The organism is Pseudomonas sp. P5_B3 (assembly GCF_056400405.1).
Window position 1 is genome coordinate 1 of sequence record NZ_JBFULI010000010.1, and the last position, 22,395, is coordinate 22,395.

23 protein-coding genes are annotated in these 22,395 nt (G+C 59.3%); 10 read left to right on the plus strand and 13 right to left on the minus strand.

Annotation, left to right across the window (positions count from 1 at the left end):
• Together AC1DRN_RS08705 and AC1DRN_RS08710 are read left to right on the plus strand one after the other, a co-directional pair.
• A partial coding sequence (locus AC1DRN_RS08705; RefSeq protein WP_477786670.1) for a peptidoglycan DD-metalloendopeptidase family protein occupies nt 1-1,349 on the plus strand: 1,349 nt, incomplete at its 5' end.
• Between the two features lie 3 nt (nt 1,350-1,352).
• On the plus strand, nt 1,353-2,444 hold the full coding sequence (locus AC1DRN_RS08710; protein ID WP_223456994.1) for an anhydro-N-acetylmuramic acid kinase: 1,092 nt from the start codon (nt 1,353-1,355) through the stop codon (nt 2,442-2,444).
• A gap of 68 nt (nt 2,445-2,512) precedes the next feature.
• On the opposite strand, the gene erpA is transcribed toward AC1DRN_RS08710, so the two are convergent.
• Entirely contained in the window at nt 2,513-2,863 is a 351-nt protein-coding gene (gene erpA / locus AC1DRN_RS08715; RefSeq protein ID WP_007906865.1) for an iron-sulfur cluster insertion protein ErpA, read from the minus strand.
• A 166-nt stretch (nt 2,864-3,029) separates the two neighbouring features.
• Nucleotides 3,030-4,064 carry an N-acetyl-gamma-glutamyl-phosphate reductase gene (argC, locus tag AC1DRN_RS08720; protein WP_008051660.1) on the minus strand — a complete coding sequence of 345 codons (1,035 nt, stop codon included), beginning with the start codon at nt 4,062-4,064 and terminating at the stop codon, nt 3,030-3,032.
• Nucleotides 4,065-4,199: 135 nt separating this feature from the next.
• Here argC and hemJ point away from each other — a divergent pair, with 135 nt between their 5' ends.
• The 6 genes from hemJ (at nt 4,200) to coq7 (ending at nt 8,757) form a co-directional block, all read left to right on the plus strand.
• Nucleotides 4,200-4,631, plus strand: a complete 432-nt coding sequence (gene hemJ / locus AC1DRN_RS08725) for a protoporphyrinogen oxidase HemJ (protein ID WP_223456992.1) — start codon at nt 4,200-4,202, stop codon at nt 4,629-4,631.
• Nucleotides 4,632-4,664: 33 nt separating this feature from the next.
• Nucleotides 4,665-5,633, plus strand: a complete 969-nt coding sequence (locus AC1DRN_RS08730; RefSeq protein WP_223456990.1) for an NAD(P)H-dependent flavin oxidoreductase — start codon at nt 4,665-4,667, stop codon at nt 5,631-5,633.
• Nucleotides 5,634-5,726: 93 nt separating this feature from the next.
• Nucleotides 5,727-6,692, plus strand: a complete 966-nt coding sequence (locus AC1DRN_RS08735) for a DUF805 domain-containing protein (protein ID WP_223456988.1) — start codon at nt 5,727-5,729, stop codon at nt 6,690-6,692.
• Nucleotides 6,693-6,753: 61 nt separating this feature from the next.
• Entirely contained in the window at nt 6,754-7,542 is a 789-nt protein-coding gene (locus tag AC1DRN_RS08740; RefSeq protein ID WP_223456986.1) for an SDR family NAD(P)-dependent oxidoreductase, read from the plus strand.
• An 80-nt stretch (nt 7,543-7,622) separates the two neighbouring features.
• Entirely contained in the window at nt 7,623-7,961 is a 339-nt protein-coding gene (locus tag AC1DRN_RS08745) for a histidine triad nucleotide-binding protein (RefSeq protein WP_007906873.1), read from the plus strand.
• A gap of 148 nt (nt 7,962-8,109) precedes the next feature.
• Nucleotides 8,110-8,757 carry a 2-polyprenyl-3-methyl-6-methoxy-1,4-benzoquinone monooxygenase gene (coq7, locus tag AC1DRN_RS08750; RefSeq protein ID WP_096515638.1) on the plus strand — a complete coding sequence of 216 codons (648 nt, stop codon included), beginning with the start codon at nt 8,110-8,112 and terminating at the stop codon, nt 8,755-8,757.
• A 132-nt stretch (nt 8,758-8,889) separates the two neighbouring features.
• Here coq7 and speD read toward each other — a convergent pair whose 3' ends face one another.
• Nucleotides 8,890-9,681 carry an adenosylmethionine decarboxylase gene (gene speD, locus AC1DRN_RS08755; RefSeq protein ID WP_007986012.1) on the minus strand — a complete coding sequence of 264 codons (792 nt, stop codon included), beginning with the start codon at nt 9,679-9,681 and terminating at the stop codon, nt 8,890-8,892.
• Between the two features lie 239 nt (nt 9,682-9,920).
• Nucleotides 9,921-10,343: an OsmC family protein gene (locus AC1DRN_RS08760; protein WP_007941657.1), complete on the minus strand. Its 423-nt coding sequence runs from the start codon at nt 10,341-10,343 to the stop codon at nt 9,921-9,923.
• Nucleotides 10,344-10,571: 228 nt separating this feature from the next.
• Between AC1DRN_RS08760 and crp the strand changes: the two genes are divergently transcribed.
• A complete protein-coding gene (gene crp, locus AC1DRN_RS08765; protein ID WP_223456983.1) occupies nt 10,572-11,216 on the plus strand; it encodes a cAMP-activated global transcriptional regulator CRP in 645 nt (214 codons plus the stop codon).
• Here crp and AC1DRN_RS08770 read toward each other — a convergent pair.
• From AC1DRN_RS08770 to AC1DRN_RS08785, 4 genes are all read right to left on the minus strand, one after another.
• Nucleotides 11,213-11,914 carry a lipoate--protein ligase family protein gene (locus AC1DRN_RS08770; protein WP_223456981.1) on the minus strand — a complete coding sequence of 234 codons (702 nt, stop codon included), beginning with the start codon at nt 11,912-11,914 and terminating at the stop codon, nt 11,213-11,215. The two genes, crp and AC1DRN_RS08770, sit on opposite strands and share 4 nt — an antisense overlap.
• 143 nt (nt 11,915-12,057) lie before the next feature.
• Nucleotides 12,058-12,894 carry an indole-3-glycerol phosphate synthase TrpC gene (gene trpC, locus AC1DRN_RS08775; RefSeq protein ID WP_223456980.1) on the minus strand — a complete coding sequence of 279 codons (837 nt, stop codon included), beginning with the start codon at nt 12,892-12,894 and terminating at the stop codon, nt 12,058-12,060.
• Nucleotides 12,891-13,940, minus strand: coding sequence for an anthranilate phosphoribosyltransferase (trpD, locus tag AC1DRN_RS08780; RefSeq protein ID WP_108231610.1), 1,050 nt, complete (start codon nt 13,938-13,940; stop codon nt 12,891-12,893). Before trpD ends, trpC begins: the two co-directional genes overlap by 4 nt.
• A gap of 9 nt (nt 13,941-13,949) precedes the next feature.
• Nucleotides 13,950-14,543 carry an aminodeoxychorismate/anthranilate synthase component II gene (locus tag AC1DRN_RS08785; RefSeq protein WP_007980194.1) on the minus strand — a complete coding sequence of 198 codons (594 nt, stop codon included), beginning with the start codon at nt 14,541-14,543 and terminating at the stop codon, nt 13,950-13,952.
• A gap of 408 nt (nt 14,544-14,951) precedes the next feature.
• Between AC1DRN_RS08785 and estP the strand changes: the two genes are divergently transcribed.
• Nucleotides 14,952-16,862 (plus strand): esterase EstP, encoded by a 1,911-nt coding sequence (gene estP / locus AC1DRN_RS08790; protein ID WP_223456979.1) that lies wholly within the window; start codon nt 14,952-14,954, stop codon nt 16,860-16,862.
• 169 nt (nt 16,863-17,031) lie between these two features.
• Here the strand turns inward: estP and trpE are convergent, their stop codons facing one another.
• From trpE to AC1DRN_RS08815, 5 genes are all read right to left on the minus strand, one after another.
• The gene (gene trpE / locus AC1DRN_RS08795; RefSeq protein WP_223456978.1) at nt 17,032-18,513 is read right to left on the minus strand and encodes an anthranilate synthase component I; all 1,482 of its coding nucleotides are present in this window, start codon (nt 18,511-18,513) and stop codon (nt 17,032-17,034) included.
• 70 nt (nt 18,514-18,583) lie between these two features.
• Nucleotides 18,584-19,402, minus strand: coding sequence for a phosphoglycolate phosphatase (locus AC1DRN_RS08800; RefSeq protein WP_223456977.1), 819 nt, complete (start codon nt 19,400-19,402; stop codon nt 18,584-18,586).
• Nucleotides 19,399-20,073: a ribulose-phosphate 3-epimerase gene (gene rpe, locus AC1DRN_RS08805; RefSeq protein WP_223456976.1), complete on the minus strand. Its 675-nt coding sequence runs from the start codon at nt 20,071-20,073 to the stop codon at nt 19,399-19,401. Before rpe ends, AC1DRN_RS08800 begins: the two co-directional genes overlap by 4 nt.
• A gap of 115 nt (nt 20,074-20,188) precedes the next feature.
• The gene (locus tag AC1DRN_RS08810; protein WP_223456975.1) at nt 20,189-21,337 is read right to left on the minus strand and encodes an iron-containing alcohol dehydrogenase; all 1,149 of its coding nucleotides are present in this window, start codon (nt 21,335-21,337) and stop codon (nt 20,189-20,191) included.
• A 231-nt stretch (nt 21,338-21,568) separates the two neighbouring features.
• A complete protein-coding gene (locus AC1DRN_RS08815) occupies nt 21,569-22,393 on the minus strand; it encodes an ABC transporter permease (protein ID WP_046039496.1) in 825 nt (274 codons plus the stop codon).
• Nucleotides 22,394-22,395: the final 2 nt, after the last annotated feature.

Below are 22,395 nucleotides of genomic sequence, written 5' to 3' on the forward strand. Positions count from 1 at the left end.
GCCTGGCGCTTCTGGTATTCCCTTCCAGCGATGTTGAAGCCAAAAAGACAACCCTGAGTCTTGAACTGGAAAGTCCTGCTGAACAACTGACACAAGATCAAGACGCTGCTGACGCCGTTCAAGCCACAAATGAACCAGCAACCTCCCCCTTCGCGCAGATCGACAACAGCGCCGAAGACATCCAGGAAACCGCTCAAGCCGAATCGGCACCCGCACCTGCGCCAGTCGTCGAAGAAAAGAAGCCGGCCAGCCACAGGGAAGTGATCGTAACCAAGGGTGACACCCTCTCTACACTGTTCGAAAAGGTCGGCCTCCCAGCCACCTCGGTGCGTGAAATACTGGCCAGCGACAAGCAGGCCAAGCAGTTCAGCCAGCTCAAGCATGGGCAAAAACTCGAATTCGAACTGAGTCCTGACGGTCAGTTGACCAACTTGCACAGCAAGCTCAACGACCTCGAAAGCATCAGCCTGACCAAGAACGAAAAGGGCTACACGTTCAACCGCATTACCGCGAAACCGACCGTACGCTCGGCTTACGTTCACGGCGTGATCAACAGCTCGCTGTCGCAGTCTGCAGCCCGAGCCGGCCTGTCTCACAGCCTGACCATGGACATGGCCAGTGTGTTTGGCTACGACGTAGACTTCGCCCAGGATATTCGCCAGGGCGATGAATTCGACGTGATCTACGAGCAAAAAGTGGTCAACGGCAAAGCCGTCGGCACTGGCCCGATCCTGTCGGCGCGCTTCACCAACCGCGGCAAGACCTACACCGCCGTGCGCTACACCAACAAACAAGGCAACAGCAGCTACTACACCGCTGACGGCAACAGCATGCGCAAGGCATTCATCCGCACACCGGTGGACTTCGCCCGCATCAGCTCGAAATTTTCCATGGGCCGCAAACACCCGATCCTGAACAAGATCCGCGCCCACAAAGGCGTCGACTACGCAGCACCGCGCGGCACGCCGATCAAGGCAGCCGGCGATGGCAAGGTCTTGCTGGCCGGTCGCCGTGGTGGCTACGGCAATACCGTGGTCCTCCAGCACGGCAATACCTACACCACGCTCTACGGCCACATGCAAGGCTTCGCCAAAGGCGTGAAGACTGGCGGCACGGTGAAACAGGGCCAGGTGATTGGTTATATCGGCACCACCGGTCTCTCCACCGGGCCGCACCTGCACTACGAGTTCCAGGTCAATGGCGTGCACGTCGACCCGCTGGGCCAGAAACTGCCAATGGCCGATCCGATTGCCAAGGCAGAACGCCCACGCTTCCTCGCCCAAAGCCAGCCACTGATGGCGCGCATGGAACAGGAAAAAGCCACTCTGCTGGCTTCGAGCAAGCGCTAAGTCATGGCGCTCTATATAGGTGTGATGTCCGGAACCAGCCTGGATGGCCTGGATATCGCACTGATCGAGCAAGCCCCGGCGATCAGACTGATCGCCTCCCACTACATCCCGATGCCCGACTCCCTGCGCGCCGAGCTCCTCGGCTTGTGCGCCAGCGGCCCGGACGAAATCGCCCGCTCCGCCATTGCCCAGCAGAACTGGGTGAAACTGGCAGCCCAAGGGATTCATGCTCTTCTCGCTCAACAGCAACTGAAGCCCGACGACATTCGTGCGATCGGCAGCCATGGCCAGACCATCCGCCATGAACCTGCACGCGGTTTCACCGTGCAGATTGGCAATCCGGCCCTGCTGACAGAGCTGACCGGCATCACCGTGGTCAGCGACTTCCGCAGCCGCGACGTCGCTGCCGGCGGACAAGGTGCTCCGCTGGTTCCCGCCTTTCACGAAGCCTTGTTTGAAGAGCGTCCCGGCAATCGTGCCGTGCTGAACGTCGGTGGATTCAGCAACCTCAGCCTTATCGAGCCTGGCAAGCCTGTTGCCGGTTTCGACTGCGGCCCGGGCAATGTCCTGTTGGACGCCTGGATTCATCAGCAACGTGGCGACAACTATGACCGTGACGGCCAATGGGCCGCCAGCGGCAAGGTTGAACCCGCTCTATTGAATGAGCTGCTCAGCGATCCGTTCTTCGTAACCAAGGGCCCGAAGAGTACCGGACGGGAAGTATTCAACCTGCCTTGGCTGACACAGCACCTGGCACAACTGCCAGCCTTCGCCGCCGAAGATGTTCAGGCGACGCTGCTTGAGCTGACCGCGCTGACCATCATCGAATCTCTGCAAAGCGCCCAGGCAGACACGCAGGAACTACTGGTCTGCGGCGGTGGCGCTCACAACACCGCGTTGATGAGTCGCCTGGCCGCCCTGCTGCCAAATGCCAGTGTCAGCAGCACCGCCACTTACGGCGTAGACCCCGACTGGGTCGAAGCCATGGCCTTCGCGTGGCTGGCTCATTGCTGCCTGGAAGGCATTGCAGCCAACCGCCCGAGCGTTACCGGTGCCCGCGGCTTGCGCGTACTGGGCGCCATCTACCCCGCATAAATCCTCCACACAGCAAAACGCCGCAGGGCCCTAAGGCCATGCGGCGCTTTGTAATGCAGGTGCGCTGATCAGATCGAGAACGAAGAACCGCAGCCACAGGTAGTGGTCGCATTCGGGTTCTTGATGACGAAACGCGAACCTTCCAGACCTTCCTGATAGTCCACCTCGGCACCTGCCAGGTACTGGAAGCTCATCGGATCGACCACCAGACTCACACCTTCGCGTTCGACGATGGTGTCGTCATCGGCCACTTCCTCATCGAAGGTGAAACCGTACTGAAAACCTGAACAACCGCCGCCCGTAACGAATACGCGCAGCTTCAAGCGATCATTCCCCTCTTCATCGACCAGGCTCTTCACCTTGTGCGCGGCACCGTGGGTGAATTGCAAAGCCGTGGGGGTGAAGGATTCGACGCTCATGCTGACTATCTCCCGGCGTAACGCCGTCATATTGCGTGATGACGCGCATTATCCGCTTCTCCTAGAAAAGCGGTCAACTATTGTTATGGTATATCAACCACTCCAGTCGCCGGCCCAGAATGCAAAAAGGCCCGTCAGACGGGCCTTTTGCTGTACGCGATAAACCTTACGGCAGCATGCCGGCGTGAGACAGACCCAGACGCTCATCCAGCCCGAACAGTATGTTCATGTTCTGCACGGCCTGACCCGAGGCGCCCTTGACCAGATTGTCGATCACCGACAGAACAACCACCAGATCGCCGTCCTGAGGACGATGTACGGCAATACGGCAGACGTTGGCACCGCGTACGCTACGCGTCTCCGGATGGCTGCCTGCCGGCATCACATCGACGAACGGTTCGTTGGCATAACGTTTTTCAAACAGCGCCTGCAGGTCCACCGAGCGATCAACAACGGTTGCGTAGAGCGTGGAGTGAATGCCGCGAATCATCGGTGTCAGGTGCGGAACGAAAGTCAGGCCGACGTCCTTGCCTGCTGCACGACGCAGCCCCTGGCGAATCTCCGGCAGGTGACGGTGGCCTTTGACCGCATAGGCCTTCATGCTTTCCGATGTCTCGGAGTACAGCGAGCCTACGGAAGCACCACGACCGGCACCGCTGACACCGGATTTGCAGTCAGCAATCAGATGCGCGGTATCGGCCAGGCCGGCTTCGAGCAATGGCAGGAAACCCAATTGTGTTGCAGTTGGGTAGCAGCCCGGCACGGCAATCAGGCGCGCTTTTTTGATCTGCTCGCGATTGACTTCCGGCAAGCCGTAGACCGCCTCGTCCAGCAACTCCGGTGCACCGTGCGGCTGGCCGTACCACTTGGCCCACTCATCCGCGTCTTGCAGGCGGAAGTCGGCCGACAGGTCGATGACCTTGGTCCCGGCCGCCAGCAACTCGCCCGCCAGGGCATGGGCAACACCGTGCGGTGTGGCGAAGAACACCACATCACAGGCACCCAGGGTCTTGATGTCCGGAACACTGAACGCCAGGCCATCGTAATGGCCTCGCAGGTTCGGGTACATGTCGGCCACGGCCAGGCCAGCCTCGGATCGGGAAGTGATGACAACCACCTCAGCTTGCGGATGTTGCGCCAACAGACGCAGCAGTTCGACACCGGTGTAACCCGTGCCGCCGACGATACCGACCTTGACCATAAACCTGCCCTCAACGAACCCACTGGAAAGCCGTCGATAATAGGGGCCGCGCGCCCCTGCGACAACCGTCAAGGTGACGTGCGGAGCGTCAAGCCTCTACTATTGCGGCTAACGTGAATCCTGGAATAACTAAAAATGCTCTATCCGTGGCTCAAAGCGCTTCACATCATCAGCGTCGTGTGCTGGTTTGCCGGCCTGTTCTACCTGCCACGACTGTTCGTTTATCACGCACAAAGTGAAGACACGATCAGCAAGGAACGCTTCAGCGTCATGGAGCGCAAGCTGTATCGCGGCATCATGGGGCCGGCAATGATCGCTACGCTGATCTTCGGCGGCTGGCTGATCAGCCTCAACCCGAGTGCGTATTTCACTCAGGGTGGCTGGATGCACGCCAAGCTGACGCTGGTGGTGATTCTGATCGGCTACCACCACATGTGCGGCGCACAGGTAAAACGTTTTGCCCGTGGCGAAAACACCCGCAGCCATGTCTTTTATCGCTGGTTCAATGAGGTTCCGGTTCTGATATTGCTGGCAATCGTAATTCTGGTCGTCGTTCGGCCGTTCTAAATCCAACAGGCACAACTCACCGGGGTACTTCCAATGTCGCTACCCGCTCTGCTCGAACAAAGTTTGCGTCTGCCTGTAGTGGCAGCGCCGATGTTCCTGATTTCCAATCCGCAATTGGTACTCGCCTGTTGTCGCCAGGGCGTGGTCGGCAGCTTTCCAGCGTTGAACCAGCGCGAAAGCAGTGGTTTCAAGGCCTGGCTGGAAGAAATCGAAGCCGGGCTGGCGACACTGGAAAACCCCGCGCCTTACGCCGTGAACCTGATTGTCCACAACAGCAATCCTCGTTTACAGGCGGATCTTGAGATCTGCGTCGAACACAAAGTACCGATCGTGATCACCAGTCTTGGTGCCGTGAAAGAATTGGTAGACGCGGTGCACAGCTACGGCGGCCTGGTGTTCCATGACGTGACAACTCGTCGTCACGCCGAGAAAGCGGCCGAAGCAGGCGTGGATGGCTTGATCGCCGTGGCCGCCGGCGCCGGTGGACACGCAGGGACCTGGAGCCCGTTCTCGCTGATTGCCGAAATCCGCCAGTTCTTCGACAAGACCTTGTTGCTGGCCGGCTGCTTGAACCATGGCCACGAAATTCTTGCCGCCCAACTGCTCGGCGCGGATTTGGCCTACTTTGGCACACGATTTATCGGCACGACCGAAAGTCACGCGCCCGACGCCTACAAAGAAATGCTGCTGACATCCAAAGCGGCAGACATCATCCATACTCCAGCCGTGTCAGGTGTCCCCGCGAGTTTCATGCGCCAGAGCCTTGAGGCCGCCGGTTTCGACATGGCCGCCTTGCAAGGCAAGGGCGAGATCAACTTCGGTTCCAGGCTCAAACCCGTGAGCGATGAGGCCAAAGCCTGGAAAACCGTTTGGTCCGCAGGCCAGGGTGTGGGAGAAATCGAAGACTTGCCGAGCGTCGAACAGTTGATTGCACGTCTCGACGCGGAGTACCGCACGGCCCTGGAGCAGGCTGCTCAGTTGACCAAACGCTGGCCGCGCTGACAGCAAACCTTGGCCAGTCTTTCCCGGCTGGCCTTACACTGGCCCAGGCACAACATTCTTCTTTCAACCTCTCGCGACAAGGATGCTTCGCACATGGGCGAAAACCATTTCAAGATCGTATTCGAGGGCGCCTTGCTGCCCGGTGTCGACATCACCACGGCAAAGCTCAATCTCGCCGAGCTGTTCAAAAGTGATGTCTCAGCCATCGAGCGCCTGTTTACCGGACGTCCGGTAGCGCTCAAACGCAACCTGTCGCAAGCCGATGCCCAGATCTATCTCCAGGCACTGAGCAAAACCGGTATCGACGCCCGCATCGAAGCCGAAACGCCGATCGAACTGAACCTCGCCGACGTTCATGACCATACTCCGGCCAGCAGCCAGGCGGCCTTGGCAGATCCGCAGTCCCCTTACGCGCCGCCTCGCGCACCCGTCGGCGAAGCCATGGCGGAATTCGCCACGCTCAAGCCATTCAGTTTCGATGGCCGTATCGGCCGCTTGCGCTACCTCGCCTGGACGCTGGTGCTGACACTGGTCCTCATGGCTGTTTGCGGGGCGTTTGCATTGCTCGCTCTGGCCCTCATTGGCTCGGATTCGACCGGTGGCCTGACATTGGGCGCCTTGCTGGCCTTGATCCTCTTCGCCGGATTTATATTCGTCAGCATCCAGATCACCGTTCAACGCTTGCACGATGTCGGCTGGTCCGGCTGGCTGTGGCTGCTGAACCTGGTGCCATTTGTTGGCAGTTTCTTTCCATTCGTGATCATGGTCGTACCGGGCAACGACACAGCCAACCCCTACGGCCCGCCGCCTCCGCCGAACAGTACCGCGGTCAAGGTATTGTCTTCGCTGTGGCTGATCGTTATCGCGCTGGTTCTGTTCGGCTCGCTGGCCGGTGGTCTCACGGCGATACGGGAAGAATACAAAAGCGCCGCCCAGAGCAGCTACGAAAGCAGTTCGGTCACCACCGATGAAATCGACGTCGAAGTCGTACCGGCGCCAAATTCCACCGACGATGCAGCCGAAGAGGCCCAGCCCCCTGTAGACTCTGCGAAAGAATGAACAGCGCTCCTGGCCCGTGACACCTGCGTCGCGGCGCGGAGCTGTTGCGATGGAGAACTGCATGACCCGTTACGCTCTGATCACTGGCGCCTCCAGCGGCATCGGCCTGGCGATGGCCGAAGCGCTGGCCCGGCGCGGCCGCAGCCTGATTCTGGTGGCCCGACAACGTGATCAGCTGGAAAGCATTGCGATTGAACTGACCCAGAGGTTCGGCGTGGAAGTGCTGTTCCGCGCCTGCGACCTGGGCGAACCGCTGCGCCTGTCCGGGTTCCTGCTGGAACTGGAAGAAGGCGACCGGCAGATCGATCTGTTGGTCAACTGCGCCGGTATCGGTACATGCGGCCCGTTTCTGGCCCAGGACTGGATGACCGAGCAAGACCTGATCGAAGTGAACATCCTCGCCCTCACCCGCCTGTGCCACGCCATCGGCAACAGCATGGCCCTGCAAGGCGGTGGGCAGATTCTGAATGTGGCCTCGGTGGCAGCGTTTCAACCCGGTCCGTGGATGAGCACTTATTACGCCAGCAAGGCATATGTGCTGCACTTTTCCGAAGGATTACGCGTCGAGCTGAAAAAATGTGCGATCAAGGTTTCGGTGCTCTGCCCCGGGCCGACCCGCACGGCGTTTTTCCGTACTGCACAACTCGACAGCGACAAACTGACCAACAGCAAACTGTTGATGAGCCCCGAGGAAGTGGCGCTCTACACCGTGCGCGCATTGGAAAAGAATAAAGCGATCATTATTCCCGGGCGGCGCAACCGCTGGCTCGCCTTCCTGCCGCGGCTCGGCGCGCGCTGGCTGACTCGCACCATCGCCGGCATGATCAACAAGGCGTACTGCCCGCGCTGATCCAACTCAAGGTAAAAGGCTGGGCGCAGGCATACGCCATGAGTACACTCAGCCCAGCCCAAACAACGGAGAAAACAGCTGTGGATACTCTGTTCACCAAGATCATCAACCGGGAAATCCCGGCGAAGATCATTTACGAGGACGACCAGGTACTGGCCTTCCACGACATTGCCCCACAGGCACCGGTACATTTCCTGGTGGTCCCGAAAAAACCGGTTCGCACCTTGAACGACCTGACCGAGGACGACAAGGCGCTGGCCGGGCATATTCTGTTCACCGCGCAGCGTCTGGCTCTGGAGTTGGGCTGTGAAGAAGGTTTCCGGGTGGTCATGAACTGCAATGAACTGGGTGGGCAAACCGTCTACCACATTCATATGCACGTGCTGGGTCAGCGCCAGATGCACTGGCCGCCGGGCTGATTACTGCCTCCCCCTGTGGGAGCGGCGGTGCGCCGCTCCCACAAGGGCATCACAGGACTGTCACAGCCTCTGCAGCACAATGACCCAGCGCAATCCTTCCCCGGCCGATTGGGTTAAACTGGCCGCCGAAATTCCCCCGGAGGTCAGCATGACTACCCAACGTCACTACTCGCCAATCGACCGCCTTCTGCTGCAAGCCGATGCCGCGATGCGCACCCTGCTGCCCTTCAGCGGCCAGCCGTACCGTCCGTCGCCCGCCATCGTGCAGCCGGATGCGAAAATGAGCGACGAAGACACGCGCCATGTTGCCGGCCTGATGCGCATCAACCATACCGGCGAAGTCTGCGCCCAGGCGCTGTACCAGGGGCAGGCGCTGACCGCCAAGCTGCCGCAAGTACGTGCTGCGATGGAGCATGCCGCCGAAGAAGAAATCGATCACCTGGTCTGGTGCGAGCAACGCATCCATCAACTGGGTAGCCACACCAGCATCCTCAACCCCTTGTTTTACGGCATGTCGTTCGGGATTGGCGCAGTGGCCGGCCTGATCAGCGATAAAGTCAGCCTGGGGTTCGTTGCGGCGACGGAAGACCAGGTGTGCAAACACCTGAACGAACATCTGGAGCAATTGCCGGCCGAGGATGAAAAATCCCGGGCGATTCTTGAGCAGATGCGCATCGATGAAGAACAGCATGCCGAAAGTGCGCTGGAGGCTGGCGGGTTCCGCTTTCCGGCACCGGTGAAGTTCGGGATGAGTCTGATGGCCAAGGTGATGACCAAGAGTACTTATCGGATCTGATATCTCTGTTGCCTGATAAGGCCTCTTCGCAGGCAAGTCGGATCGCCGCACCGCCGCTCCCACAGGTTTTGGTGGTAACAATAAAAAAGGCGACTGCCGTGAGGGAGTCGCCTTTTTTGTGTTCGATGAATCTTACGCCATGTTACGCGCGTAGAAGATTTCGAGCATTTCGTGTTTCACCCGCTCGGTCACCTGGGCGCGTTGCTCAGAGGACAGGTTGCTGGTGGCGTCGCCGAACAGGTAGTTATCCAGTTCGAAGTTCTTCAGCAGCATCTTGGTGTGGAACAGGTTTTCCTGGTACACGTTCACATCGGTCATCTGATACGCGTCGTACGTGTCATCGGAGAGGTAGTTCTGGATCGAATTGATCTCGTGGTCGATGAAGTGCTTTTTGCCTTCAACGTCACGGGTGAAACCGCGCACACGGTAGTCCACGGTCACGATGTCCGAATCGAACTGGTGAATCAGGAAATTGAGCGCTTTAAGCGGTGAAATGACCCCGCAAGTCGACACGTCGATGTCCACTCGGAAGGTTGCAATACCGCTGACCGGATGGATTTCCGGGTAGGTGTGCACCGTGATGTGGCTCTTGTCGAGGTGAGCAAGAATGATTTCAGGCAGCGGGCCCGGGGATTCTTCGATCTGACTGTCGGTCGGGGTTACCGGCTCTTCCGAGATCAGGATCGTGACGCTGGCGCCCTGCGGCTCATAGTCCTGACTGGCAATGTTCAGGATGTTGGCACCAATGATATCGACAACTTCCGTGAGGATCTGCGTCAGGCGTTTCGCGTTGTACTCTTTATTGATGTACTCGACGTAAGCCTGCTGGTCTTGCGGGGTTTCCGCGTAGCAGATGTCATAGATGTTGAAGCTCAAGGTCTTTGTCAGGTTATTGAACCCGTGGAGCTTGAGTTTGCTTTTCACCGTTAAAAACTCTCTATGTGTTTGCGGCCCGGCCGCGTGATCAAGCATGCCCGTCAAATGCGAACAACGCACCTGCGTAGGACGGTTAACACCTCTTCGCGATGGCGATTTTGGTTGTCTGTTCGGGTGCGAGGCCTGTCGGCTGACGGGCCACTACCCTGAAAAAAGTGGCGCATTATGCAGACGTCAGCTTGTGTTCGCCAGAGTCTGCACTGCTTTTATGATAGTTGAATGTCGATTCAACCGAGCTCGATGATTTCATAGTCGTGGGTAATTGCCACGCCTGCCGCGCCGAGCATGATCGAGGCCGAGCAATACTTCTCGGCAGACAGCTCGATGGCGCGTTTGACCTGGGCTTCTTTCAGCCCGCGGCCCTTGACCACAAAATGCATATGAATCTTGGTGAATACCTTTGGATCTTCGGTCGCACGCTCGGCTTCAAGGAACGCTTCACAGCTTTCGACCGCCTGGCGGGACTTCTTGAGGATGCTGACCACATCGAAATTGCTGCAACCGCCGACACCCAGCAGCAGCATTTCCATCGGCCGGACACCCAGGTTACGTCCGCCGGCATCGGGCGGACCGTCCATGACCACGACATGACCGCTACCGGATTCGCCGAGGAACATGGCTTCGCCAGCCCATTGGATGCGTGCCTTCATCGCCAAGACTCCACTGTATAAAAAAGGGTCGCCAGCTTAGCACAGGCCCCGTGATTGACAGCGCCCGGCGTCTTAGGACATATCCCACTGCCTTGTAGGTAAATGCTCGAATATTGCAGGAAGTGTCTGTTAAGCTGACGCCAATTCAATGGCGTATGGCCAGCTTTACTCCAGCGTTCACTATTCATAAAAACCAAACACACCGTGCAGTCTTTTCGGGATACAACCATGGTTGCGATTGCCCCCAACCCCAAGATCAAGAACCTCGACAAGCTGTTGATGCATTGCCAGCGCCGCCGCTATCAGGCCAAGAGCAACATCATTTGTGCCGGCGACCGCTCGGAAACGCTGTTCTTCATCATCAAAGGCTCAGTCACCATCCTGATCGAAGATGACGACGGCCGGGAAATGATCATTTCCTACCTGAACACCGGGGACTTTTTTGGCGAGTTGGGTCTGTTTGAGCAAGCTGGCCTGGAGCAGGAGCGCAGCGCCTGGGTGCGGGCCAAGGTTGAATGCGAAGTCGCGGAAATCAGCTACGCGAAATTCCGCGAGTTGTCCCAGCAGGATCCGGACATTCTTTACGTGCTCAGCGGGCAAATTGCACAGCGCCTGCGCAACACCACGCGCAAGGTCGGTGACCTGGCATTCTTTGACGTAACCGGTCGCGTCGCCCGCTGCCTGCTGGAGCTGTGCAAACAGCCAGACGCCATGACTCACCCGGATGGCATGCAAATCAAGGTGACCCGTCAGGAAATCGGGCGGATTGTCGGTTGTTCCCGGGAGATGGTCGGTCGCGTCCTCAAGGATCTGGAAGAACGCAACCTGGTGAACGTCAAAGGCAAGACCATGGTGGTCTTTGGTACGCGTTAAGCGTTGAACATCTGTGCCAGCATCAACCGGTAGAGTTCGTCCAGACGTGCCAGTGCATTGGGTGCCGTGAACTTCTCATGCAGCGCGATGTGGCTTTCGGCGCGTACGCGTTGCTCCAGCCCGCAGGCCTCGTTGAAACGATTGACCGCGGTGACCATCGACTCTCGCTCGTTATCGATCAGCATCGCTCCGTGGACCAGTCCTACCGGACGCTGCCCACTCTGGCTCTGGCGCCAGCGCTGGGCGGTACCGACCATCTTGCGTCCGTCGAGGTTGACGTTGAAGCGACCGTCACAAAAGGCGCCTTCAATTTCACCCAGGGATGAAGTGCCTCCCAACTCATCCAGTAACTGACAGATTGGATCGCATAGACGCCGGTAGCCGAATTCGATGCGGTTAAGGTCGCCTTCGCTGCGCGGCGGTGCGTAGACCAGAGCGATGTTGATCGTGGTGTCGGATTGCGGAACGGGTTCTCCGCCGGTATCGCGCAACAACACTGGCCAGCCTGCCGCTGCCGAGACTTCACATGCGGATTCAAAGCCTGGCAAGCGATTCAAGCGACGCGGCATCACTAATGCCTGGTCACTCGGTTGCCAGAACAACAGACCGAATTCCGCGTTGCCGGCACAGACCGAGGCCAACAGATCCTGTTCGGCTTGCAGGCCGGCTTCGATGGTCAGGGAAATAGGTGAGGTCATAAGGTATTCCGTAGGACATAAAGTCTGTGGTGCTTCTTATGCCGCTATCGCGAGCAAGCTCGCTCCCACATTTGATCCCGGCAGCCCATAGATTTTCTGGCCACCATCAAACCCTGGGGGAGCGAGCTTGCTCGCGATGCTTTTTAGTCGAGAGTCGAGCCGCTGACAGGCACACCGCGCTCAGGAAAGAACAGACGCTGCAACTCGGTGCCCGGGCTTTCGGCGCGCATGAACGCCTCACCGACCAGGAACGCGTAGACGTCGCTGATTTCCATCAGTTCGACATCGGCGCGGTTGAGAATGCCGCTCTCGGTGATGACCAGACGATCGCGCGGAATACGTGGCAACAGGTCGAGGGTGGTTTCCAGGCTGACATCGAAGGTATGCAGATTGCGGTTGTTCACGCCAACCAGTGGAGTGTCGAGGGTTTTCAAGGCCCGCTCCAGTTCGTCGCCGTCGTGGACTTCCACCAACACATCGAGATTGACGCTTTTGGCCACGGCGGCCAGTTCGGCCATTTTCACGTCATCCAGCGCGGAAACGATCAACAGCACGCAATCGGCACCCAAGGCCCGGGCTTCGACGATCTGGTATGGATCGATCATGAAGTCCTTGCGGATCACCGGCAGCTGGCACGCCGCGCGGGCCTGCTGCAGGTACGCATCGGCGCCCTGGAAGTAGTCGATGTCAGTGAGTACCGACAGGCAGGTCGCGCCGCCCTTCTCGTAGCTTCTGGCGATGTCGGCGGGAACGAAGTTTTCGCGGATCACGCCTTTGCTCGGCGAGGCTTTCTTGATTTCGGCAATGACTGCCGGCTGCTTCAGCTTGGCCTGAGCCAGCAAGGCCTTGGCAAAACCACGGGGCGCATCGGCCACCTTGGCCAGCCTTTCCAGCTCGGCGAGGCTGACGCGAGCGCTGCGCTCGGCCACTTCCTCGACTTTGCGCGCCAGAATCTTTTCCAGAACCGTCGGTATACTCATCCCTCATTCTCCACTTTGAATACCGCGGTAAACGCACCCAGCTCCTCGAGCTTTTCCCGAGCGAGGCCGGTGTGCAGCGCATCGTGCGCAAGTGCAACTCCCTCTTTCAAACTGCTGGCATGATCGGCGGCGTACAGCGCGGCACCGGCATTGAGCATGATCATCTCGGCCGCTTTCTGACCGTTTTCGGTCTTGCGCTTGCCCAAGGCATCGCGAATCAGTTCCAGGGACGCCGCCGGGCTATCCACCGCCAGGCCATGCAGGCTCTGGCTCTTCATGCCAAGGTCTTCCGGCTCGACCCAATACTCGGTGATCTGGCCATCCTTCAACTCAGCGACAAACGTTGGCGCAGCCAGGCTGAACTCGTCCAGACCATCCTTCGAATGCACCACCAGCACGTGTTTGCTGCCCAGACGCTGCAGCACTTCCGCCAGCGGCCGGCACAGGGCCTGGGTGAATACTCCGACCACCTGATGCTTCACACCCGCCGGATTCGTAAGCGGGCCGAGCATGTTGAACAAGGTCCGCAGACCCAATTCGCGGCGCGGGCTTGCAGCGTATTTCATCGCAGAGTGATGGGTCTGGGCAAACATGAAACCAATACCAACGTTGTCAATACAGCGCGCCACTTGCACCGGTGTCAGGTTCAGGTAGATACCGGCCGCCTCCAGCAGATCGGCACTGCCGCTCTTGCCCGAGACTGCACGGTTGCCATGCTTGGCCACGGTGCAGCCAGCAGCGGAAACCACGAACGCAGCAGCGGTCGACACGTTGAAGATATTGGCACCGTCGCCGCCAGTGCCCACCACATCGACCACACCGTCGAGGGTCTTGAGTTCGACCTTGTCCGCCAATTCGCGCATCACTGACACCGCGCCGACGATTTCGTCGATGCTTTCGCTCTTCATGCGCATGGCCATCATGAACGCGCCAATCTGCGCGTCCGAGCATTGCCCGGTCATGATTTCGCGCATGACATCGCGCATTTCATCGGTGCTGAGGTCGAGATGATCGACGATGCGGCTCAGGGCTGTCTTGATATTCATGAAAAGTCCTTAGCGCGTGCCGCCGGTTTGTTTGAGGAAGTTGGCGAACAGTTCGTGGCCCTGCTCGGTGAGAATCGATTCTGGGTGAAACTGCACGCCCTCGATGTTCAGGGTCTTGTGACGCAGGCCCATGATCTCGTCGACCGAGCCGTCTTCAAGCTGGGTCCAGGCCGTCAGCTCCAGGCAATCGGGCAGGGTTTCGCGCTTGACGATCAATGAATGATAGCGAGTGACCGTCAGCGGGCGATTCAGGCCTGCGAACACCCCCTTGTCCTCGTGAAATACCGGGCTAGTCTTACCGTGCATCACTTGGCGGGCGCGCACCACATCACCGCCAAAGGCCTGGCCGATGGACTGGTGGCCGAGGCAGACGCCAAGAATCGGCAGTTTGCCGGCGAAATGCTTGATCGCTTCAATCGAGATGCCGGCTTCGGTCGGGGTGCAAGGACCGGGGGACACAACGATACGCTCAGGATTGAGGGCTTCGATTTCAGCGATGGTCAGTTCATCGTTGCGCACGACTTTGACCTGGGAGCCAAGCTCGCCCAGGTACTGCACAACGTTGTAGGTAAAGGAGTCGTAGTTATCGATCATCAGCAACATGGCGTTAAGAACCTCTTGAATTCACTGACTTTAAAGATGGCCTTCGAATGATTTACCCGCAGAGCGCTGCGCTTTGTCAGATGCTGGAGTAGCGCCAGCAAAGCGGCATTTCAAACAGGTAAAGAAGGCAAAGCGGTACAGGTCCGGCGAGGCCGGCAAAAGAATTCAGGCGCGCCAACGCCAGCGGGCATGTGCCTTGATGACTTGATCCAGGAGTTTACTGATGATCAACACGGGGAAGGTCTCGTTCGTACGTCCCGGCACAGTAACTTAGCTGGGCAGAGCGCGCAATATCGCCGGGGGTGCTGCCCGCGAAACTATCAAAGGCTTCGCGACAGATGGCAAAAGGCCGGAAGTTTTTGGTACTGTCGTTTCGTTCACTACAACAATAAATAAACGGACTTGCTCATGATCAAACAGTCGTTGTTTGTACCACTCGCAGGATGCTTGCTCGCGATCGCATGCGCCCAGGCGAACGCCGCACCTAATCCTTATACAAGTTTCATTGTCTTCGGGGACAGCCTCAACGACGCTGGGACCTTTGCCGACACGGGCGGGCCTGCCGGGGCGACGCAGCGCTTCACCAACCGGACGGGGCCGGTGTACCTGGATGGCAGCGGCGAAGTCCGCTCGCTCAACGCCACGCAGATTCTGGGCGGAAAACTGGGGTTTTCACCAGACCAGACGGCATCCTCTGCTTCAGCAGTTCGCGCCAACGAAGGCCTGCCTGATGGTAACAACTGGGCTGTAGGCGGCTACCGTACCGACCAGATTCTTGATTCGATTACCAGCACCTCCGCCACCGGCGAACGCACCCGGGCCGGCTATCTTCCATCCAATAACTTCCGTGCCGACCCGAACGCACTGTATTACCTGTCGGGCGGCGGTAACGACTTCCTGCAAGGTCGAGTCACCAGTCTGCCCCAGGCCAGTGCCGCCGCCGACCGCCTGGCCGACAGCGTACAGACGCTGCAAACCGCCGGCGCCAAGTACGTCATGGTCTGGTTGCTGCCCGATATCGGCTTTACCCCGGCGTTCAACGGCACCCCGCTGCAAGCGTTCACGTCCCAACTCAGCGCCCAGTTCAACACTGAACTGGTAAGCCGACTGCAAAACATCAATGCCGAAGTCATCCCGCTCAACATTCCGGTACTGCTCAAAGAGACGTTCGCCAACCCGGCACAGTTTGGCCTGGCCACCGACCAGAACCTCATCGCCACCTGCTTCAGCGGCAACGGCTGCACCGAGAACGCCCGCTACGGCATCAACAGCGCCACGCCGGACCCGACCAAGCTGATCTACAACGACTCGGTGCACCCCACCGAAGCCGGGCAGCGCCTGATTGCCGATTACGCCTATTCCCTACTGGCGGCGCCGTGGGAGCTGACCTTGCTGCCGGAAATGGCCCAGGGCACCGTCCGTGCGCATCAGGATGAATTGCGCAATCAGTGGCTGGCCGATTGGGAAAACTGGCAAGGCGTCGGCCAATGGCGAGCCATTGTTTCCGGCGGCGGACAGCATCAGGACTTTGACGGCCAGGACAGCGTGGCAAGCGCCGACGGCAACGGAGCCAACCTGAACATCGGCGGCAGCTACCGTCTCGACGATGCCTGGCGCGTCGGCCTGGTGGCCGGTTTCTATAACCAGAAACTCGAAGCCGGCGCAAACGACTCCGACTACAAGCTCAACACTTACCTGGGCACGGCTTTCGCCCAGTACCAGCAAAACCGTGTGTGGGCTGATGCGGCGTTGACGGCTGGGCATCTGGATTACGACAGCCTCAAGCGTAAATTCCAGTTGGGCGCCAACGAGCGCAGCGAAAAAGGCGACACCAGCGGCTACGTCGAGGCCTTCAGCGCACGCGTGGGTTACGACATTGCGCAACAAGCCAGCAGCCCTTGGCACCTGTCGCCGTTTGTCAGCGCCGATTTCGCCAAGGTGCAAGTCGACGGTTACTCGGAGGACGGCAACGATTCCACGGCGCTGACCTTCGCCGATCAGGAGCGTATTTCCCGGCGTCTGGGCGCTGGCCTGCAGGGCAAATACCAGATCACCCCGCAAACCCAGGTTTTCGGCGAAGCGGCAATCGAACGTGAGTACAACGACGATACCCAGGACGTGAGCATCAACCTCAACAGCCTGCCAAACAACCAGTTCACGCTGGCAGGCTACACCCCGCAAAGTCACTTGCAACGTGTGAACCTGGGGGTGAGCCACAACCTCACCAAGGAACTGGCACTGCGCGCCAGCTACAACATCCGCAAGGACGACGACTTTACCCAACAGGGCATCAACGTAGGTGTTGCGCTGGACTTCTGATGTGCAGCCAATAAAAAACGCGGCGCCCTCACAGGCGCCGCGTTTTTTTATGCTGGTGAGGTCATTGTGGGAGCGAGCTTGCTCGCGATAGCGGAGGGTCAGACAACATCAATGTGACAGTGATGGCCCCATCGCGAGCAAGCTCGCTCCCACAGGATTTGTGGTTAGCTCAGTTTTCCGGGGTTTGTTCTGCCAGCGCAACGGCGCGGAACATCGCGCGACGCTTGTTCAGGGTTTCTTCCCATTCCAGCGCCGGCACCGAGTCAGCCACAATGCCGCCACCGGCCTGCACATGCAGTTCGCCGTTCTTGATCACCGCCGTGCGGATCGCAATGGCGGTGTCCATGTTGCCGTTCCAGGCGAAGTAACCGACCGCGCCGCCGTAGACGCCACGCTTGACCGGCTCCAGTTCGTCGATGATTTCCATCGCACGAATCTTCGGTGCGCCGGACAACGTGCCCGCCGGCAGAATCGCCCGCAGTGCGTCCATTGCCGTCAGTCCGGCTTTCAGTTGCCCGGTGACGTTGGACACGATGTGCATCACGTTGGAATAACGCTCGATGACCATTTTCTCGGTGAGCTTCACCGAGCCGATTTCCGATACGCGACCGGTGTCGTTGCGACCGAGGTCGATCAGCATCAAGTGTTCGGCGATTTCCTTGTCGTCCGACAGCAGGTCTTTTTCCAGCGCCAGATCAGCCTCTTCGTTGGCGCCCCGTGGACGGGTGCCGGCAATCGGGCGCACGGTGATCAGGTTGTCTTCGACCCGCACCAGCACTTCCGGCGAACTGCCGACGACATGGAAGTCGCCGAAGTTGAAGAAGTACATGTAAGGCGTCGGGTTGAAGCAGCGCAGCGCGCGATACAGATCAATCGGCGCCGCCTTGAAGTCGATCGACATGCGCTGGGACGGCACGACCTGCATACAGTCACCGGCCAGGATGTATTCCTTGATGGTGTCGACGGCTTTTTCGTAATCGTTCTGGGTGAAGCTGGAGCGGAATACCGGATCGGCCGCTTGCTGCTTGCTGAAATCCAGGCCACGGCGTGGGGTGATCGGCTGACGGAGTTTTTCCAGCAGCTCTTCCAGGCGTGCGCGACCTTGTTCGAAGGCGTCTTCCTGCGCCGGGTCAGCCAAGACGATTGCGTGCATCTTGCCGGCCAGGTTATCGAACACCACCACCGCGTCGGAAACCATCAGCAGGATGTCCGGCACGCCCAGCGGATCCGGGTTCGGGCACTTGCCCAGACGCTTTTCCACATAACGCACGCAGTCGTAACCGAAGTAGCCCACCAGGCCGCCGTTGAAACGCGGCAGGCCGGCAATGGTCGGCACGTTGTAGCGAGCCTTGAAGGCTTCGACGAAGGCCAGCGGGTCTTCCACGTCGTGGCTTTCGGTTTCGACACCATCGACGGTCACGCTGACGTGATGGTCATGAACCCGCAGCACGGTACGGCACGGCAGGCCGATGATCGAGTAACGGCCCCACTTCTCGCCGCCCTGTACGGACTCCAGCAAGTAGGAATTGGGCTCGTCGGCCAGCTTCAGGTAGATCGACAACGGTGTGTCGAAGTCGGCCAGGGTTTCACAGGCAAGCGGGATGCGGTTGTAGCCGGCAGCGGCCAAACGCAGGAATTCTTCGCGGATCATGAGGTGCCTCGTGGCTTGAGGATCGAACAGTCAGGTATGCAAACGCGCCGGATAGCCGGCCAGGATCAAGTCAGGCGCGCCAACGCCAGCGGGCCAGGGCCTTGATGACTTTCATCCAGAGTTTGCGAGTGACCACCACGATGGCGTTTCCAGAAGGGGGTTTGACAGCGTCGGCCAACGTTATCTCAGCGGCCGGATCCAGGCAACCGGGAATTAGCTTGCGCAGGTCGTCGATCACCAGTGCCGGCGACTCTTCGGCAATCGGCCGTCCGTGGTTATAGCCGTAGCTCAGGGCCACACACTTGACCCCCGCCGCTTTCGCCGCCAGCACATCGCTGCGCGAATCGCCGACGAACAACGACTGCGAAGCCGGAATGTTGGCCATTTTCATCACGAAAAACAGCGCGGCCGGATCAGGCTTTTTCTGTGGCAGGGTGTCACCGCCGATAATCCAGCGGAAATAGCGGCCGATTTTCATCTGATCCAGCAGCGGCGCGACGAAACGCTCCGGCTTGTTGGTGATCAGTGCCATCTCGACGCCTTGTTTGTTCAGCCACTTGAGGGTGTCACGCACGCCGGGGTAAACCACCGTCAGCTCATGACCGTCCTCGTAAAAGCCGTTGAACAACTCCAAGGCATGCTCGGCCTCGACTTCATCGACACCCTCGGCGTCGATATGGTTGGCCAACGCCCGGCACACCAACATGTGTACGCCGTTGCCCACCCAGTCACGCACCGATTCGATGCCGACAGGTTTGCGCCCGAGTTTGAGCAGCATCTTGTCCACAGCCACCGCCAGGTCCGGGACCGAGTCGATCAACGTACCGTCCAGATCGAACATCACCAGCCGCGGCAGCTTCCCCGAGAACAGCTGCTCAAAGCCACTCATGGGCGAGCCAGCGCCAGTTCGGTACGCATCTTGTCGATGACTTCCTGATAGTTCGGCGCATTGAAGATGGCCGAGCCAGCGACGAAGGTGTCGGCACCGGCCGCCGCGATTTCGCGGATGTTGTTCACGTTCACGCCGCCGTCGATTTCCAGGCGAATGTCACGGCCCGACGCATCGATCAGCGCCCGCACTTCACGCAGCTTGTCGAGGGTGCCGGGGATGAACTTCTGCCCGCCGAAGCCCGGGTTGACGCTCATCAACAGGATCATGTCGACCTTGTCCATGACGTGCTTGAGCACATCCAGCGGGGTCGCCGGGTTGAACACCAGGCCCGACTTGCAGCCGCCTTCGCGGATCAATTGCAGGGAGCGGTCGATGTGCTGGGTGGCTTCCGGGTGGAAGGTGATGTAAGTAGCGCCGGCTTCGATGAAGTCGCCGACGATGCGGTCCACCGGGCTGACCATCAGGTGCGCGTCGATCGGCGCGGTCACGCCGTACTTGCGCAGTGCCGCGCAGACCATCGGGCCGATGGTCAGGTTCGGTACGTAGTGGTTGTCCATGACGTCGAAGTGCACGAAGTCGGCGCCAGCGGCCAGGACGTTGTCCACTTCTTCACCCAGGCGGGCGAAGTCGGCGGAGAGAATCGACGGAGCAATTACGAAGGGCTGCATGACGCACCTTTTCTGAGCGGAATCACGATGGCGCGCATTGTATACCTCATGCTTTGACGCGCGCACCGTGAGCGCGATGATTGGACCTTGCCATCATTCATCAACGGCAGAAGCTCTAGTACGCCGCGCGATAGATCTTTTCGATATCGACGGCACTCAACTTACGCGGATTGTTGCGCATCAAGCGCTCGACCCCCGCCGCTTCCACGGCCATGAACGGAATGGCGTCCTCGGGCACACCGAAGCTGCGCAGCCCCTGGGGAATTTCCACGGCGGCACACAGCTCGGTCATGGTTTGCACGGCTTTGTCGGCCGCTTCGTTGATGCTCAAGTGAGCGGTCTTCACGCCCATGGCCTCGGCGATATCCTGCATGCGTTCGATGCAGGCCATCTTGTTCCAGGTCATGACATGGGGCAGTAGCAAGGCATTACTGACGCCATGGGCAATGTTGAAACGCCCGCCCAGCGGATACGCCAGCGCATGCACCGCGCCAACCCCGGCATTGCCGAACGCCATGCCGGCCATCAGGCTGGCGGTGGCCATGTCTTCCCGGGCTTGCAGGTTCGACGGGTTGGCGTAGGCCTTGGGCAATGCCCTGGCGATCAACTTGATGGCGCCAATGGCCAGGGCATCGGTAATCGGCGAGGCATTGACCGACAGATAGGACTCGATGGCATGCACCAGCGCATCGATACCGCTGGCCGCCGTGACGCTGCGCGGACAGGTCAGGGTCATTTGCGGGCTGACCAGCGCCACGTCCGGCAACAGGTAGTCGCTGACGATGCCCTTCTTCAGTTGCGCGACCTTGTCGGAAAGGATGGCGACGTTGGTCACCTCCGAGCCGGTACCAGCCGTAGTCGGGATGGCGATCAGCGGCGGGCCTTTGCGCGGGACCTGATCGATACCGAACAGATCCTCCAGCGCGCCGTGGTATCCGGCATAGGCCGCCACGCTCTTGGCAATGTCGATGGCACTGCCGCCGCCCAGGCCGATCAAGCCGTCATGCCCACCGTCGCGATAGACCTGCATGCAATCTTCGACGATGGCAATTTCCGGGTCCGGCAGTACCCGGTCGAAAATCTCGTAGCTGCGTTCGCCCAGCTGCGCCAGTGCCAGTTCTACTGTGCCGGATTTCACCAAAGCGACATCAGTGACGATCAGTGGGTTGTCGATGTCCAGACGCGTCAGCTCGGCAGACAGTTGCTCGATGGCACCTGCGCCGGTGATCAATTTGTGAGCGATTTTGAAAGAGGAAAGACCCATGTGCGCAGCCTCTTATAGGTAGGGGAGCTGGGCACAATAGTAGCTGGGGATTGCGGGTTGTCTTCTATTCAGGCGGTGAATGACCGACCCTGCCGAAAACCACAAAAAACACCTGTAGGAGCGAGCCTGCTCGCGATGAACTTCAACGATACCGCGGGAAATCTGACACCCCGCGGCGCTCTCAGGTTCATCGCGAGCAGGCTCGCTCCTACAGTTGATCGGGGTGATCCGTCAGACCTGCGCAGTACGCAGTTTCTCGCTACGCCCGCGCAACCATTCCAGGGTCAGCAACAGGATCACCGAGAAGGCAATCAGCAGCGTCGCGGCGGCGGCAATCGTCGGGCTGAGGTTTTCGCGGATGCCGCTGAACATCTGTCGCGGCAGCGTCGCTTGTTCGGGACCTGCGAGGAACAGCGTCACCACCACTTCATCGAACGAAGTCGCAAAGGCAAACAGCGCTCCGGAGATCACCCCCGGCGCGATCAGCGGCAAGGTTACCCGGCGGAACGTGGTCAACGGCGAAGCGCCCAGGCTCGCAGCGGCCCGTACCAGGTTCTGGTTGAACCCCTGCAAGGTCGCCGACACCGTGATGATCACAAACGGCACACCGAGCACGGCATGCACGACGATCAGCGAGGTATAGCTGTTGCCAAATCCCAGTGGAGCGAAGGTCAGGTAACTGGCCACACCAATGATCACCACCGGCACCACCATCGGTGAAATCACCAGTGCCATCACCAGCGGCTTGCCCGGAAAATCGCCGCGGGTCAGGCCAATCGCCGCCAGCGTGCCGAAGATCATCGCCAGTACCGTCGCTGCCGGGGCCACGATGATGCTGTTCTTCAACGAACGCATCCATTCCGCCGAGGCAAAGAAGTCCTGGTACCAGTGCAGCGAAAAGCCTTGCAGCGGATAGACCAGAAAACTCCCCGAGTTGAACGACAGCGGAATGATCACCAGTACTGGCAGGATCAGGAACAACAGAATCAAGCCGCAGAGAATCCGCAAGCTGTAGAACCACACCCGTTCGATGGGCGACATATAAGGACTCAGCATTT

Bases quoted from the DNA above. Each gene is read 5' to 3' on its own strand.
- AC1DRN_RS08710 (WP_223456994.1), top strand. From the start codon at position 1,353: ATGGCGCTCTATATAGGTGTGATGTCCGGAACCAGCCTGGATGGCCTG.
- erpA (WP_007906865.1), bottom strand. From the start codon at position 2,863: ATGAGCGTCGAATCCTTCACCCCCACGGCTTTGCAATTCACCCACGGT.
- argC (WP_008051660.1), bottom strand. From the start codon at position 4,064: ATGGTCAAGGTCGGTATCGTCGGCGGCACGGGTTACACCGGTGTCGAA.
- hemJ (WP_223456992.1), top strand. From the start codon at position 4,200: ATGCTCTATCCGTGGCTCAAAGCGCTTCACATCATCAGCGTCGTGTGC.
- AC1DRN_RS08730 (WP_223456990.1), top strand. From the start codon at position 4,665: ATGTCGCTACCCGCTCTGCTCGAACAAAGTTTGCGTCTGCCTGTAGTG.
- AC1DRN_RS08735 (WP_223456988.1), top strand. From the start codon at position 5,727: ATGGGCGAAAACCATTTCAAGATCGTATTCGAGGGCGCCTTGCTGCCC.
- AC1DRN_RS08740 (WP_223456986.1), top strand. From the start codon at position 6,754: ATGACCCGTTACGCTCTGATCACTGGCGCCTCCAGCGGCATCGGCCTG.
- coq7 (WP_096515638.1), top strand. From the start codon at position 8,110: ATGACTACCCAACGTCACTACTCGCCAATCGACCGCCTTCTGCTGCAA.
- AC1DRN_RS08760 (WP_007941657.1), bottom strand. From the start codon at position 10,343: ATGAAGGCACGCATCCAATGGGCTGGCGAAGCCATGTTCCTCGGCGAA.
- crp (WP_223456983.1), top strand. From the start codon at position 10,572: ATGGTTGCGATTGCCCCCAACCCCAAGATCAAGAACCTCGACAAGCTG.
- AC1DRN_RS08770 (WP_223456981.1), bottom strand. From the start codon at position 11,914: ATGACCTCACCTATTTCCCTGACCATCGAAGCCGGCCTGCAAGCCGAA.
- trpC (WP_223456980.1), bottom strand. From the start codon at position 12,894: ATGAGTATACCGACGGTTCTGGAAAAGATTCTGGCGCGCAAAGTCGAG.
- trpD (WP_108231610.1), bottom strand. From the start codon at position 13,940: ATGAATATCAAGACAGCCCTGAGCCGCATCGTCGATCATCTCGACCTC.
- AC1DRN_RS08785 (WP_007980194.1), bottom strand. From the start codon at position 14,543: ATGTTGCTGATGATCGATAACTACGACTCCTTTACCTACAACGTTGTG.
- estP (WP_223456979.1), top strand. From the start codon at position 14,952: ATGATCAAACAGTCGTTGTTTGTACCACTCGCAGGATGCTTGCTCGCG.
- trpE (WP_223456978.1), bottom strand. From the start codon at position 18,513: ATGATCCGCGAAGAATTCCTGCGTTTGGCCGCTGCCGGCTACAACCGC.
- AC1DRN_RS08800 (WP_223456977.1), bottom strand. From the start codon at position 19,402: ATGAGTGGCTTTGAGCAGCTGTTCTCGGGGAAGCTGCCGCGGCTGGTG.
- rpe (WP_223456976.1), bottom strand. From the start codon at position 20,073: ATGCAGCCCTTCGTAATTGCTCCGTCGATTCTCTCCGCCGACTTCGCC.
- AC1DRN_RS08810 (WP_223456975.1), bottom strand. From the start codon at position 21,337: ATGGGTCTTTCCTCTTTCAAAATCGCTCACAAATTGATCACCGGCGCA.
- AC1DRN_RS08815 (WP_046039496.1), bottom strand. From the start codon at position 22,393: ATGCTGAGTCCTTATATGTCGCCCATCGAACGGGTGTGGTTCTACAGC.